Here is a 13,438-nt window from a genome sequence, read left to right as displayed (position 1 = left end):
GATCAGTGGCTTCTACCGCAACAGCCAGTCTTCGATGCCGCGCGCGGCTGCGCGGCCGGTCGCAAGGCAGGCGGTGAGGAGATAGCCGCCGGTCGGCGCCTCCCAGTCGAGCATCTCGCCGGCGACGAAGGTGCCCGGCAGCGCTTTCAGCATGAAACCGTCGTCGATGCTGCTCCAGCGGATGCCGCCGGCTGAGGAAATCGCCTCGCCGATCGGCCGGGTTTGGAGAACCGGCACAGGCAGGGCCTTGATTACACTGGCGAGGCGCCCGGGATCGGCTCGGTCGCGCTCGGAAAGGAGTTCCCGCAGCAATGCCGTCTTGACGCCGTCGAGGCCGGCGCCCTTGCGCAAGCGGTTGGAGAAGCTGGATTTGGCATCCTGTCGCGCCAGATCGCGCGCCAGCCGTTCAGCCGTCCGGCCCGGGGCGAGGTCGAGCGTCAGCGCGGCGCTGCCCCGGCTCTGCAGCCGGTCGCGCAAGCTGGCCGCATGGGCATAAACAAGACTGCCCTCGATGCCGCTTGCGGTGATGACGAATTCGCCGGGAAAGGTGCCGGCCTCGGAGGTGGCGGCGACCGATTTCACCGGCTCGCCGGCGAAGCGTTCGCGGAAGCTCTCGCTCCAGCCGACGACGAAGCCGCAATTGGCGGGCCGGAAGGCGTCGATCTCGACACCTTTTTCCGCCAGCCAGGGCAGCCAGCGGGCATCGGAGCCGAGGCGCGGCCAGCTTGCGCCGCCGAGCGCCAGCAGCGCCGCATCACAATGGACGAGGCTGCGTCCTTCGGGCGTTTCGAAAACAAAGCCTTCCTCCGCAAAACCGACCCAGCGGTGGCGGGTGCGCAGCGTGACGCCCTGCGTCTCCAGCCGCCTGAGCCAGGCGCGCAGCAAGGGCGAGGCTTTCATCACTTTCGGAAAAACCCGGCCGGACGAACCGATGAAGGTTTCTGTTCCCAGTTCTGCGGCCCAATGCCTGATATCGTCAGGGGTAAAGGCATCGAGCGCCGGGCGCAGGCGGGCGGAGGCCGGGCCGAAGCGCGTGACGAAACTGATATAGTCCTCGGAATGGGTGATGTTGAGCCCCGACTTGCCGGCCAGCAGAAACTTGCGGGCGAAGGTCGGCATGGCGTCGTAGACCGTCACCAGATGGCTGGAGAGCGAAAGCAGTTCGGCAGCCGCAAGGCCCGCCGGGCCGCCGCCGATAATCGCAACCCGCTTCTGGTTCATGGATGTCTTCGCCCGATTCTTTCTGATGCAGTTTTGGCGTGAGGGCGGATCACCTGCAAGGGCGCAGGCTGATCAATGGTGCGAATGCGTGCATTGGCCGTGATCGGCGAGAACCTCGATGACACGGCATTGGTCGACGCGGCCGTGGCCGCAGCCTTCCACCATGGTTTCGAGCTCGGCCTTCAAAGCCATCAGGCTGCGGATGCGCTGTTCGACCTCGACGAGGCGCGCCTTGGCGATGGCATCGGCCGAGGCGCAGGATTGGTGCGGATCATCCTGCAGGGTGAGCAGCGTGCGGATCGCCTCGATCTCGAAGCCGAGTTCGCGGGCATGGCGGATGAAGGTGAGGCGGCTGATATCGGCGGGTTCGAAGGAGCGCTGGTTGCCCTCGCTGCGGCTCGGCGCCGCGAGCAGACCGATGCTCTCGTAGTAGCGCACCGTCGGCACCTTGACCCCGCTCCGGCGGGCGGCTTCGCCGATCGTGATCTTTTTCATGATTTTCCTCTTGCACCTCTAGTCGCTAGAGGATGTAGGAGAGGTGCTTCTGTTTGACAAGGAAGCGGATCATGGCTGAGACGAACGAGACACGATACCGGGTCGGCGGCATGGATTGCGCCGCCTGCGCGAGCAAGATCGACGCGGCGGTCAGGCGGGTGGCGGGCGTTGCCGATGTTTCCGTCTCGGTGGTGGCAGGCACGATGACCGTCCGGCACGACGGCAGCAGCGACCTCAAGGTGATCGAGAAGAAAGTGACGGGGCTGGGTTATTCGGTCTCGCCCTTTGCCGGAAGCACGGCACCGGCGCAAAACCACGGATCGCACGATCATCACGGCCATGATCACGCGGGACATGACCATGGCGATCACGATCATGAAGATCATGACCACGGTCACGACCACGCCGAGAAGGAAATCGAAGGCCTGCACGGGCATGACCATGGGCCGACGATAGGTCCGTGGTGGCAGAGCAAGAAGGGCCGGCTGACCATTGTCTCGGGTGCGGCGCTGATTGCCGCCTATGCCGTAGGCCATCTCGTGCCCGCGATCGGATCCTATGCCTTCATCGTCGCCATGCTGGTCGGTCTGGTGCCGATCGCGCGGCGCGCCGTCATGGCGGCGCTTTCGGGCACGCCGTTTTCGATCGAGATGCTGATGACGATTGCCGCTGTCGGCGCCGTCATCATCAATGCAGGCGAGGAGGCGGCGACCGTCGTCTTCCTGTTCCTCGTCGGCGAGTTGCTCGAGGGCGTGGCGGCGGGAAAGGCGCGCGAAAGCATTCAATCGCTGACGACCCTAGTGCCGAAGAATGCGCTGCTCGAAGACAATGGCCAGACTCGGGAAGTGCCGGCGGAAAGCCTTGCCGTCGGCGCGATCATCATGGTGCGTCCCGGCGACCGCATTTCGGCGGACGGCGTCATCGTATCGGGCGAGAGCGCGATCGACGAGGCGCCGGTGACGGGCGAGAGCACGCCGGTGCGCAAGGGCGTCGATGCCGTGGTCTTTGCCGGAACGGTGAATGGCGATGCGGTGCTCCGGGTTCGCGTCACGGCGGCCGCTGCCGACAATACCATCGCCCGCGTCGTCAAGCTGGTGGAAGAGGCGCAGGAATCGAAGGCGCCGACGGAACGCTTCATCGACCGCTTTTCGCGCTATTACACGCCCGGCGTGGTGGTGGTCGCCGCACTCGTCGCGGTCGTTCCGCCGCTCTTCCTTGCCGGCGCGTGGGACGAGTGGATCTACAAGGGCCTTGCCATCCTGCTGATCGGCTGCCCCTGCGCGCTCGTCATCTCGACGCCGGCGGCGATCGCCGCCTCGCTTTCCGCAGGCGCGCGGCGCGGGCTGCTGATGAAGGGCGGCGCGGTGCTGGAAAGCCTCGGGAAGGTGACGATGGTCGCCTTCGACAAGACGGGCACGCTGACGGAAGGCAAGCCGCGGGTGACCGACATCGTTTCCTTCGGCTTGAGCGAAGCGCAGCTCCTGTCGCGCGCGGCGGTGCTGGAGCAGGGCTCCAGCCATCCCCTGGCGCTCGCCATCCTCAATCGCGCCAAGGCCGACGGTGTTCCCGTGCCGCCGGCCTTCGAGCTGGAGGCGCTGCCGGGCAAGGGCGTCACCGGCAAGGTGGGCGGTGAGACCCTGGATCTGCTGTCGCCGTCCGCCGCCCGCGAGCGCGGGGCGCTCGATGAAGACCAGGATGCGCGCATCACCGCGTTGAACGACGAGGGCAAGAGCGTGTCGGTGCTGCTCGTCAATGGCGCGGCAGCCGGCCTGATCGCCATGCGCGACGAGCCGCGCGAGGATGCCGAAGCAGGCCTTTCGGCGCTGAAATCGGCGGGCGTCAAGGCGATGATGCTGACGGGCGACAACAAGCGGACGGCGGCAGCCGTTGCCGGCATGCTCGGCATCGACTGGCGCGGCGAGATGATGCCCGAGGACAAACAGAAGGTCGTCGGCGAATTGAAACGCCAGGGCTTTATCGTCGCCAAGGTCGGCGACGGCATCAACGATGCGCCGGCGCTGGCGGCCGCCGATATCGGCATCGCCATGGGTGGCGGCACCGACGTGGCGCTGGAGACGGCCGATGCCGCCGTGCTGCACGGACGCGTCGGCGACGTGGCGCGGATGATCGCGCTGTCGCAGCGGACGATGCGCAATATCCTGGAGAATATCACCATCGCGCTCGGGCTGAAGGCGGTGTTCCTGGTGACGACCATCATAGGGATCACCGGGCTCTGGCCGGCGATTCTGGCCGATACCGGCGCCACGGTGCTGGTGACGATCAATGCGCTCCGGCTGCTTCGGATAAGGGGATAGGCGTTTGCCTATTCGGCTCGATTCAAGCCGATCCGGAATCGAAAACCGCAGAGCCGGCTATAGGCCGGCTCTTTTCGTTCCGACCTTCTCCACAGCCCATTTTGTTTAAGCTTTTGTTATCCATGTTTTTCACAGGATCGCAGCGATTTCAAACCTCTCGTAACGCGATGCGCCAACCATCCATTGACGCTGTTTTGGATTCGCGTACTATATCTAGTGTTCAAGGTTCCTTCGATTCGTGAGGGTCGCGGGCTAAGACGGGAATACGGTGCGTTCCGCCATGAAGGCGGGACAAGGCCGGAGCTGCCCCCGCAACTGTAAGCGGCGAGCAACTGTCCGATTTCAGGTCACTGAGGCATGATGCCTTGGGAAGGCTGGGGGCAGGGTGCTTCGACCCGCAAGCCAGGAGACCTGCCTTGAACGAGATGTCCACGGGCGGGGTGTCCGGAAGGTCGCGTGCATGAAGCGGAATGATCCGTGCCTGTTGCGCTGCCCCGAATGTCCGCATGAGCACTTCGGGGTTGAAGTCATGTCGAGAATATCAAGGCCGCCGCCCGCGCAGATCCCGAAAGGGACAGTGCCAGGCGTTTAAAGCGCCAACTTTGCCAGATCATTATCAAACGTTGCCCCGGACGCCGTAAGGCGCCCGATCCCAGACCTGCGTCCTGAATTCATTGAAATCACGAGGAAGATGATGAGCGTTACCGTCTACAGCAAACCCGCCTGCGTTCAGTGCACCGCCACCTACCGCGCCCTCGACCGCCTGGGCGTCGATTACGACATCGTCGATATCTCCGAGGATGCCGAAGCGCTCGATCGCGTGCGCGGCATGGGCTACATGCAGGTTCCTGTCGTCGTTGCCGGCGAGCAGCATTGGGCGGGGTTTCGTCCGGACATGATCAGCGCGCTCTCCTGACCGGGGAAAGGCGATGGGGCTGATCGTCTACTATTCCAGCCGATCCGAGAATACCCATCGGTTCGTCGCCAGGCTCGGGCTGCGCGCGGCGCGCATTCCCGCAAGCGGTGCAGACGCCTTCCATATCCGCGAACCCTTCGTGCTTGTCGTGCCGACCTATAGCGGCGACGGCGGCAAGGGGGCCGTTCCCAAGCAGGTGATCCGTTTCCTCAACGATGCGGAAAACCGTGAACACATCCGCGGCGTGATCGCCGCGGGCAACAGCAATTTCGGCGAGACATACGGGCTTGCCGGCGACGTGATCTCGCGGAAATGCCAGGTGCCTTACCTCTACAGGTTCGAGCTCATCGGCACGGAGGAGGACGTCGTCAACGTCAGATACGGATTGGAACGGTTTTGGACACGGGAACAACTCTGACGCGGGATGCGGGCGCAAAACCGCATAACACTTTTGCTCATCCCGCCGGCGAACGCCCTTTGAAGGCGGCGGAAACGCTCGACTATCACGCGCTGAATGCGATGCTGAACCTTTATGACGATGAGGGCAGGATCCAGCTCGACAAGGACCGCCTGGCGGCCAAGCAATATTTCCTGCAGCATGTGAACCAGAACACGGTGTTCTTTCACAACCTCCGGGAAAAGCTCGATTACCTCGTGACCGAGGGCTATTACGAGCAGGAGGTTCTCGACCAGTATTCCTTCAATTTCGTCCGCGACCTGTTCGATCAGGCCTATGCCAGAAAATTCCGGTTCCCGACCTTTCTCGGCGCCTTCAAATATTACACCAGCTATACGCTGAAGACCTTCGACGGGAAGCGCTATCTCGAGCGCTACGAGGACCGCATCTGCATGGTGGCGCTGACCCTGGCACGCGGCGACGAGGCGCTTGCCCGCGATATGGTCGACGAGATCATTTCCGGCCGTTTCCAGCCGGCGACCCCGACTTTCCTCAACGCCGGCAAGAAACAGCGCGGCGAACTGGTTTCCTGCTTCCTGCTGCGGGTCGAGGACAATATGGAATCGATCGGCCGGTCGATCAATTCGGCGCTGCAGCTTTCCAAGCGCGGCGGCGGCGTGGCGCTGTCGCTGACGAATATCCGCGAGGCCGGCGCGCCGATTAAGCAGATCGAAAACCAGTCGTCGGGCATCATCCCCGTCATGAAGCTGCTCGAAGACAGCTTCTCCTATGCCAACCAGCTCGGCGCCAGGCAGGGGGCAGGCGCGGTCTATCTCAACGCGCATCATCCCGATATCATGCGGTTTCTCGATACCAAGCGCGAAAATGCCGACGAGAAGATCCGCATCAAGACGCTGTCGCTCGGCGTCGTCGTGCCCGACATCACCTTCGAGCTCGCCAAGAACAATGAGGATATGTACCTGTTCTCGCCCTATGACGTCGAACGCGTCTACGGCGTGCCCTTCACCGAGATTTCGGTGACGGAAAAGTATCGCGAGATGGTGGCGGACGCCCGCATCTCGAAAAAGAAGATCAAGGCGCGCGAATTCTTCCAGGTGATCGCCGAAATCCAGTTCGAAAGCGGCTATCCCTACCTCATGTTCGAGGACACGGTGAACCGGGCGAACCCGGTCGCGGGCCGCATCTCCATGAGCAATCTCTGCTCGGAGATCCTGCAGGTGAGCGAGGCGAGCGAATATAATGACGACCTCTCCTACAAGCATCTCGGCAAGGATATTTCCTGCAATCTCGGCTCGCTGAACATCGCCGCGGCCATGGATTCCGCCGATTTCGGCAAGACGATCGAGACCTCGATCCGGGCGCTGACGGCGGTCTCCGACATGAGCCATATCGCCTCGGTGCCCTCGATCGAGAAGGGCAATGACGAAAGCCATGCGATCGGCCTCGGCCAGATGAACCTGCACGGCTATCTCGCCCGCGAACGCATCTTCTACGGCTCGGAGGAAGGCGTCGATTTCACCAATATCTATTTCTATACGGTGACCTACCACGCGATCCGCGCCTCGAACCTGCTGGCGGTCGAGCGGGGCCAGAGCTTCAAGGGCTTCGTAAATTCGAAATATGCCTCCGGGGAATATTTCGACAAATATACCGAAAGGGAATGGAAGGCGGCGACCGGGAAGGTACAGGCGCTGTTCGACAATGCCGGCATTCATATCCCGACGCAGGAAGATTGGGCGGCGCTGAAGAAGGCCGTCATGGCCTCCGGCCTCTATAACCAGAACCTGCAGGCGGTGCCGCCGACGGGGTCGATCTCCTATATCAACCACTCGACCTCCTCGATCCATCCGATCGTCTCGAAGATCGAGATCCGCAAGGAAGGCAAGATCGGCCGCGTCTACTATCCGGCGCCGTTCATGACCAACGACAATCTCGATTATTATCAGGACGCCTATGAGATCGGTGCGGAGAAGATCATCGACACCTATGCGGCGGCGACCCAGCATGTCGACCAGGGCCTGTCGCTGACCCTGTTCTTCCGCGACACGGCGACGACGCGCGACATCAACAAGGCGCAGATCTACGCCTGGAGGAAGGGCATCAAGACGATCTACTACATCCGCCTTCGCCAGATGGCGCTGTCCGGCACCGAGGTGCAGGGCTGCGTGTCTTGTACGCTGTGATTTTGGGCTGCTGGCCGAGAGTTTCGAGCTTGTAGCCCCCTCATCCGCCTGCCGGCACCTTCTCCCGATGGGGAGAAGAGACAAGCCGATTGCATGGCGTTCCCCTCTCCCCAGCGGGGAGAGGGCAGGGTGAGGGGGCTCCGCACTCCGTTAGAATTTGTCGAAGAAAGACCACCCAATGAACATATCCATCAAGCCAATCAGCCGCGTGCGCGCCATCAACTGGAACCGCATCGAGGACGACAAGGACCTCGAAGTCTGGAACCGGTTGACCGGAAATTTCTGGCTGCCGGAAAAAGTGCCGCTGTCGAACGACATTCCTTCCTGGGCGACGCTGACGCCGGCCGAGCAGCAGTTGACCATCCGCGTCTTCACCGGGCTGACGCTGCTCGACACGATCCAGAACGGCGTCGGCGCGGTCAGGTTGATGGAGGATGCGGCGACGCCGCATGAGGAGGCGGTGCTTTCCAACGTCTCCTTCATGGAGGCGGTGCATGCGCGTTCCTATTCGTCGATCTTCTCGACGCTGTGCCTCACGCCCGATGTCGACGATGCCTATCGCTGGTCGGAGGAAAACGAATTCCTGCAGCGGAAATCGGCGCTGATCATGGAGCAATATACCTCTGGCGATCCCTTGAAGAAGAAGGTCGCGAGCGTCTTCCTGGAAAGCTTCCTGTTCTATTCCGGCTTTTATCTGCCGATGTACTGGTCGAGCCGGGCGAAGCTCACCAACACGGCCGACATGATCCGCCTGATCATCCGGGACGAGGCGGTGCACGGCTATTATATCGGCTACAAGTTCCAGCGCGGGCTGGAGCAGCTGTCGGAAGGCCGCCGGCAGGAGATCAAGGATTTCGCCTTCGATCTTCTGCTCGAACTCTACGACAACGAGGCGCGATATACCGAAGCGCTCTATGACGGCGTCGGGCTGACCGAGGACGTCAAGAAATTCCTGCATTACAACGCCAACAAGGCGCTGATGAACCTCGGCTACGAGGCGCTTTTCCCGGCCGAAGCCTGCAAGGTCAATCCGGCGATCCTCTCGGCGCTGTCGCCGAATGCCGACGAGAACCACGATTTCTTCTCGGGTTCCGGCTCCTCCTATGTGATCGGCAAGGCGGTTGCCACCGAGGACGAGGATTGGGATTTCTGAGACTTAATTGCAGTCTCCCCTTATTATTTGCTTCCGCATCGACCACATTCACGGCAATTGAATTCGGTACTCGTCGATGATGCGGCGTAGCGGGGTTTTGATGTCTTCTTTCTTGAACGAGGCCGGGGTTGCGGTTGAAACGGGCGAAGGGGCCTGGCCGATCCGCCGGAGGCAGATCCTCGATTGGCTGGTGAACGAGACGCGCGGCGAGCGCTTTATCGACAACATCCTGGTGGCGATGTGCGAGAAGCTCCTGGCCGCAGGGGTGCCGCTGGCGCGCGCGACGCTGCATTTCAGGACCAACCATCCGCAATGGATCGGTGCCCGCATCCTCTGGAAGGAGGGCATGGCGGAGGCGAAGATCAATACATTCGCCTATGGTGTCGAAACCACGCCGGAATTCCTGAAGAGCCCCGTCAACGCGATCCATCAGGGCGCGGAGGAGGTGCGCAGGCAGCTGGAAGGCCCGGCCGACAGCGAGGAGGATTCATTCTTTCAGGAACTGCGCGACGAGGGCCTGACGGAGTACATCGCCTGGCCGGTCGAGCACACTTTCGGCAAACGCCATGTCGTGACGTTTTCCACCAGCCGGCCGGGCGGGTTTACGCGCGAGCATACCGATTTCCTGCGCGATCTCCTGCCGGCGCTGACACTCGTCAGCGAAATCAGGCTGAAGAACATCATGGCGCGCACGCTGCTGCAGACCTATGTCGGGCCGCATGCGAGCGAGCATATCCTCTCGGGGGTGACGACGCGGGGCAGCGGCGCGACCGTCGGTGCGGCGATCATGATCTGCGACCTGCGCGACTTCACGGCGCTCTCCGATCTCTGGCCGCGCGATGACGTCATCCATCTGCTGAACGATTATTTCGATGCCATGTCCGACCCGATCGAACGTCATGGCGGCGAAATCCTGAAATTCATGGGCGACGGATTGCTGGCGATCTTCCCGCTGGCCAAGGAAACGGCCTGCCTCGATCTCCTGCAGGCGATCCGCGAAGGGCAGGAGTCGATGGCGGAGCTGAACGAGCAGCATGCGCGCATCGGGCGTGAACCGCTGCGCTACGGCGTCGGCGTGCATGTCGGCGACGTCATGTACGGCAATATCGGCTCGCGCCGGCGGCTGGATTTCACCGTCATCGGCCCGGCGGTCAATATCGCTTCGCGGCTGGAAAGCCTGACCAAGGAGGTCAAGCGCCCGGTGCTCCTGTCGCGGGCCTTCGTCGAAATGGCGGGCTGCGCGAAAGACATGGATAGCCTCGGCACCTTCCCGTTGCGCGGGCTCGGAGAGCCTGTCGATGTCTTCGCTTTTCCGGAGCGGTAGACGGACGGGCATTCACACTCCTCGTTTGTTTCCCCAGAGCAGCACGTGCAATTGAGGCAGCACGCGCGGCGTAAACCATCGGTCGGCCGTCACCTTCTCGACAAGCCAGTGCATGCGATCCATCACGCCATCCATGTCGATGCGCGCGTCGTCGTCTTCGGGCGGCGGCGGCGTGTGATTGCCCGGCTGGAGGTACAAGGGAATATAGGGATAGCGCTGGCCCGTTTCTCTGGCGAATGCATAGTCGGCATCGTCGAAGACGACGATCTTCAATGCGATCTCCGGTCCGCCGGCGGTCAGCCGAAGGCAGTTGTCGACCTCGCCCCAGTCCGTCTGCATTCCGCTTGACGGCGGCTTGGGGCTTAAGACCAGCATGTCGAGGTCGCGAAACCAGTTCCGGGCGATGCTTCCCTGCGTTTCCAGCGCGAAGCGGTATCCCTTGGAATGGCCGAGTTCGATCAGCGGTCCCAGGGGCTGGATCGCAGGATTGCCGCCGGACAGGGAAACCGTCATCGGCTTGCCTCCGGAGAGTGCCGTGACCTCTTGCCAGATCGCCTCGACCGACATGGGGACCCATTGATCCCGGAAGGCGCTGTCGACCGCGTGAAGGCTGTCGCACCACGAGCAGCGGTAGTCGCAGCCGCCGGTCCTGACGAACACGGTCGGCAGGCCGATCAAGGCGCCTTCGCCCTGTATGGTCGGGCCGAAGATCTCGCTGACGCGGATGGTCTCCGCGCTCATGGCCTGTACTCCGCCCAGGTCTTCGGCGTCTCGCTGACGCGTACGCACGACGTCTCCGGGAAGCGCTCTTTGCACCAGTCGTAGAAATGCTTGGCCAGGAATTCGGACGTCACCTTCGAGTGGCCGAAGACATCGTTCAGATGGCGATGATCGAGCGCCTCGTCGATATAGTGCTTGAGCGGCGAGAGGTCGTGATAGTCGCGAACGAAGCCGTCATCGTTCAGTCTTTCCGCGGAAAGCTCGACGACCACGACATAGTTGTGGCCATGGAGCCGGGCGCATTGATGATCGGCCGGCAGGTGATGCAACTGATGCGACGCGGAGAGGTGAAATTCCTTGGTGATGCGATACATCAACGCACCTCCGTCGCGGCATATTGCGACACGGCCGCTTCCCAGAAGTCGCGGTCCTCGTATTCCGTGGGATCGGCGACGCCGGCGAGATGGAAGGCTTCGCGGCGTTCGACGCAGGTTCCGCAGCGCCCGCAATGGAGGTTGCCGCCCTTGTAGCAGGACCAGGTGTCGGCGAAAGGCGTGTCGTGTTTTGCGCCGTCAGCGACGATCGCCGCTTTTGGAAGGTCGACATAGGGCGCCAGCAGTTCGACGCTGGCATAACCGTCGAGCGCTTCGTTCTGCATCTGCTGGAACGCATCGATGAAGCCCGGCCGGCAGTCCGGATAGATGAAATGGTCGCCGCCATGCACGGCGACGGCAACGGCGTCCGCCTTCTGCGCGGCGGCCAGGCCGAATGCGATGGCCAGCATGATGGCATTGCGGTTCGGCACCACGGTCGCCTTCATGGTCTCCTCGGCATAGTGTCCGTCAGGGACCTCGACATTGTCGGTCAGCGCCGATCCGCTCAGATGGCCGCCGATGGCTGATATGTCGATGATGTGATGGGGTACGGCAAGGCGCGCGGCGCATTTGGCGGCGAAGTCGAGTTCCTTGCGGTGCCGTTGGCCGTAGTCGAAGGAGACGAGGCCGACAAGCTGTTGTTCCGCTGCCATCCTATGGGCAAGCGAAACGGAGTCGAGTCCGCCGGAGCAGACGACAATGGTTTTCATATTTTGGATCCCTTGTTTTGACCGGGTGGGCTGCGACCGGATTACGGGCGTGCTTCTAGGACAAAACAGGCGCGATGGAAACCACTTAATATAAGGGTATTCGAGCCGAGCGGGCTACCCGATCAGAAAGTTGATCTGCGGCGGTAGCAGCAGGTGCAGATCCTCGGCTTCCGGATTGTTGATGCGCTGCAGCAGCATGCGGCCGAGATCTTCGCCCGCCGCTGTCAGGTCCTCGTGAATGGTGTCGACCTTCGGCTGCAATTGGGTCAGAAGCCGGGAGGTCTCCTTGGCGACGATGCCGTAGTCGGCGGCGAGTGTCAGGCCGGCATCGCTCATGCCGCTGATGACGGCAAGCGCGGAGACTTCGCCGGGACAGATAAAGCCGTCGGGCGCATCCGGAGCGGCGGCGCGGGTGCGGATGAAATCGCGCAGCACATCCGCCGGCGTATCGAGATCGATCGCCTCGGGGATCTCATAGGCGATGCCCGCCTCCCGCACCGCCGTCATGAAACCGTGTAAAATATGCTGGCAGAAGGTCAGCCGTTTCGGCGGCAGGATGACCGCCACCTTTTTCCGGCCCTTTACGATCAGCCGGCGTGTCGCCTCATAGGCGAAGGTGAAATTGTCGTAGTCGACATAAGGATGCGGCGTCGAAAATTCCGTGCGGCCGTGACAGATGAAGGGAAAGCCGGTTTCGAGCAGCAGGCGCACGCGGGCATCGAGCGGTTCGGTGCGCGTGAAGATCAGCCCGTCGGCGAGGTGATTGCGGATGATGTAGTCGGCGGCCTCGGCATTGGTCGTCGACAGGAAGTTCGGGGCGACGACGAGATGGTAGGAGGTTTCCTTCAGCGCCTTGGCAATGCCGTACATGATCGAGGTGGTGAAGCCGACCACTTCCTCGTGAGGATCGAGCAGAATGGCGATGACGTTGGTGCGGCCGGTCTTGAGCCGCTGGGCGGCCCGATCGGGGAGATAGCCGATCTCGCGGGCGATGCGATGCACGCGCTGGCGGGTCTCGAGCGAAATCTGCGGAGCGTCGGAGAGCGCCCGCGACACCGTCGTCACCGCCAGACCGGCGATCGTGGCGATCGTCCGCAAGGTCGGCTTGCCGCGCTTGTGAGGGATATCGATATTTTCGCCGCGCTGCGGCCGGGGTGGTTCAGTCACTACTTAGCTTTCCACGCTGGAATTGCTGATACAATAACACGATGACTCGGGTGCGCAATCTGCGAATGAAAACGTTTTAAATTTTAATGCCTTATTAGGCATTGTAATAAACATGATGAAAATCAATTAGATAGTGAAATAACCATATTTTTCTCGGGTATCGAGAAAGGGCTTGACGACCACATGCTTATAACGTTTTAAATGATCAACCGCGCGGAGGAGCGCGGCTGTATGCCGACCGCCGCAACGGCGGAAAGCATCGGGCGGCAGGGAGGGCCCGCCGCCGATCTCAATGGGAGGAAATTCATGCGCAAGTTTATGAGCTCGGCGGCGATTGCTGTCGTGATGATGGCTGGCATTGGTGCGGCGCAGGCCGCCGACGTCAAGGAAGTGCAGATGCTGCATTGGTGGACGTCAGGCGGCGAGGCGGCGGCTCTGAATG

Annotated in this window: 12 protein-coding genes, 1 pseudogene and 1 riboswitch; of the genes and pseudogenes, 7 read left to right on the top strand and 6 right to left on the bottom strand. The window is 62.1% G+C overall.

Annotated elements, in window-relative coordinates; genetic code table 11:
* Positions 1 to 12 precede the first annotated feature (12 nt).
* Both CO670_RS30035 and CO670_RS30030 read right to left on the bottom strand, forming a co-directional pair.
* A complete protein-coding gene (locus CO670_RS30035; protein WP_097593635.1) occupies positions 13 to 1,221 on the bottom strand; it encodes a TIGR03862 family flavoprotein in 1,209 nt (402 codons plus the stop codon).
* Between the two features lie 72 nt (positions 1,222 to 1,293).
* Positions 1,294 to 1,716: a helix-turn-helix domain-containing protein gene (locus CO670_RS30030; protein ID WP_011426929.1), complete on the bottom strand. Its 423-nt coding sequence runs from the start codon at positions 1,714 to 1,716 to the stop codon at positions 1,294 to 1,296.
* Between the two features lie 71 nt (positions 1,717 to 1,787).
* Here CO670_RS30030 and CO670_RS30025 point away from each other — a divergent pair, with 71 nt between their 5' ends.
* The 6 genes from CO670_RS30025 to CO670_RS30000 all read left to right on the top strand — a co-directional run bounded on the left by CO670_RS30025 (position 1,788) and on the right by CO670_RS30000 (position 10,025).
* Complete coding sequence (locus CO670_RS30025) at positions 1,788 to 4,031, top strand: heavy metal translocating P-type ATPase (protein WP_097593633.1); 2,244 nt, start codon at positions 1,788 to 1,790, stop codon at positions 4,029 to 4,031.
* 206 nt (positions 4,032 to 4,237) lie between these two features.
* A riboswitch (cobalamin riboswitch) is annotated at positions 4,238 to 4,465 on the top strand.
* 260 nt (positions 4,466 to 4,725) lie between these two features.
* Entirely contained in the window at positions 4,726 to 4,947 is a 222-nt protein-coding gene (gene nrdH, locus CO670_RS30020; RefSeq protein WP_088676289.1) for a glutaredoxin-like protein NrdH, read from the top strand.
* Between the two features lie 13 nt (positions 4,948 to 4,960).
* Positions 4,961 to 5,365 carry a class Ib ribonucleoside-diphosphate reductase assembly flavoprotein NrdI gene (gene nrdI, locus CO670_RS30015; RefSeq protein WP_097593632.1) on the top strand — a complete coding sequence of 135 codons (405 nt, stop codon included), beginning with the start codon at positions 4,961 to 4,963 and terminating at the stop codon, positions 5,363 to 5,365.
* On the top strand, positions 5,344 to 7,548 hold the full coding sequence (nrdE, locus tag CO670_RS30010) for a class 1b ribonucleoside-diphosphate reductase subunit alpha (RefSeq protein WP_097593631.1): 2,205 nt from the start codon (positions 5,344 to 5,346) through the stop codon (positions 7,546 to 7,548). The genes nrdI and nrdE overlap by 22 nt, the downstream gene beginning before the upstream one ends.
* A 178-nt stretch (positions 7,549 to 7,726) precedes the next feature.
* Positions 7,727 to 8,701, top strand: a complete 975-nt coding sequence (gene nrdF / locus CO670_RS30005) for a class 1b ribonucleoside-diphosphate reductase subunit beta (RefSeq protein WP_097593630.1) — start codon at positions 7,727 to 7,729, stop codon at positions 8,699 to 8,701.
* Between the two features lie 100 nt (positions 8,702 to 8,801).
* A complete protein-coding gene (locus CO670_RS30000; protein ID WP_097593629.1) occupies positions 8,802 to 10,025 on the top strand; it encodes an adenylate/guanylate cyclase domain-containing protein in 1,224 nt (407 codons plus the stop codon).
* 12 nt (positions 10,026 to 10,037) lie between these two features.
* On the opposite strand, the gene queE is transcribed toward CO670_RS30000, so the two are convergent.
* The 4 genes from queE to CO670_RS29980 all read right to left on the bottom strand — a co-directional run bounded on the left by queE (position 10,038) and on the right by CO670_RS29980 (position 12,996).
* On the bottom strand, positions 10,038 to 10,766 hold the full coding sequence (gene queE, locus CO670_RS29995) for a 7-carboxy-7-deazaguanine synthase QueE (RefSeq protein ID WP_097593627.1): 729 nt from the start codon (positions 10,764 to 10,766) through the stop codon (positions 10,038 to 10,040).
* Positions 10,763 to 11,119 carry a 6-carboxytetrahydropterin synthase QueD gene (gene queD, locus CO670_RS29990; protein ID WP_097593626.1) on the bottom strand — a complete coding sequence of 119 codons (357 nt, stop codon included), beginning with the start codon at positions 11,117 to 11,119 and terminating at the stop codon, positions 10,763 to 10,765. The genes queE and queD overlap by 4 nt, the downstream gene beginning before the upstream one ends.
* The gene (gene queC, locus CO670_RS29985) at positions 11,119 to 11,829 is read right to left on the bottom strand and encodes a 7-cyano-7-deazaguanine synthase QueC (RefSeq protein WP_097593624.1); all 711 of its coding nucleotides are present in this window, start codon (positions 11,827 to 11,829) and stop codon (positions 11,119 to 11,121) included. Before queC ends, queD begins: the two co-directional genes overlap by 1 nt.
* Positions 11,830 to 11,943: 114 nt before the next feature.
* Positions 11,944 to 12,996 carry a substrate-binding domain-containing protein gene (locus tag CO670_RS29980; protein WP_097593623.1) on the bottom strand — a complete coding sequence of 351 codons (1,053 nt, stop codon included), beginning with the start codon at positions 12,994 to 12,996 and terminating at the stop codon, positions 11,944 to 11,946.
* A 231-nt stretch (positions 12,997 to 13,227) separates the two neighbouring features.
* Between CO670_RS29980 and CO670_RS33540 the strand changes: the two are divergent.
* Positions 13,228 to 13,438, top strand: a pseudogene (locus CO670_RS33540) (sugar ABC transporter substrate-binding protein); the annotation flags it as partial.

Source organism: Rhizobium sp. J15 (assembly GCF_002531825.1).
Classification (GTDB): domain Bacteria; phylum Pseudomonadota; class Alphaproteobacteria; order Rhizobiales; family Rhizobiaceae; genus Rhizobium.
This window is presented reverse-complemented; position numbering and strand designations above follow the sequence as displayed.

Bases quoted from the DNA above. Each gene is read 5' to 3' on its own strand.
- CO670_RS30035 (WP_097593635.1), bottom strand. From the start codon at position 1,221: ATGAACCAGAAGCGGGTTGCGATTATCGGCGGCGGCCCGGCGGGCCTT.
- CO670_RS30030 (WP_011426929.1), bottom strand. From the start codon at position 1,716: ATGAAAAAGATCACGATCGGCGAAGCCGCCCGCCGGAGCGGGGTCAAG.
- CO670_RS30025 (WP_097593633.1), top strand. From the start codon at position 1,788: ATGGCTGAGACGAACGAGACACGATACCGGGTCGGCGGCATGGATTGC.
- nrdH (WP_088676289.1), top strand. From the start codon at position 4,726: ATGAGCGTTACCGTCTACAGCAAACCCGCCTGCGTTCAGTGCACCGCC.
- nrdI (WP_097593632.1), top strand. From the start codon at position 4,961: ATGGGGCTGATCGTCTACTATTCCAGCCGATCCGAGAATACCCATCGG.
- nrdF (WP_097593630.1), top strand. From the start codon at position 7,727: ATGAACATATCCATCAAGCCAATCAGCCGCGTGCGCGCCATCAACTGG.
- CO670_RS30000 (WP_097593629.1), top strand. From the start codon at position 8,802: ATGTCTTCTTTCTTGAACGAGGCCGGGGTTGCGGTTGAAACGGGCGAA.
- queE (WP_097593627.1), bottom strand. From the start codon at position 10,766: ATGAGCGCGGAGACCATCCGCGTCAGCGAGATCTTCGGCCCGACCATA.
- queD (WP_097593626.1), bottom strand. From the start codon at position 11,119: ATGTATCGCATCACCAAGGAATTTCACCTCTCCGCGTCGCATCAGTTG.
- queC (WP_097593624.1), bottom strand. From the start codon at position 11,829: ATGAAAACCATTGTCGTCTGCTCCGGCGGACTCGACTCCGTTTCGCTT.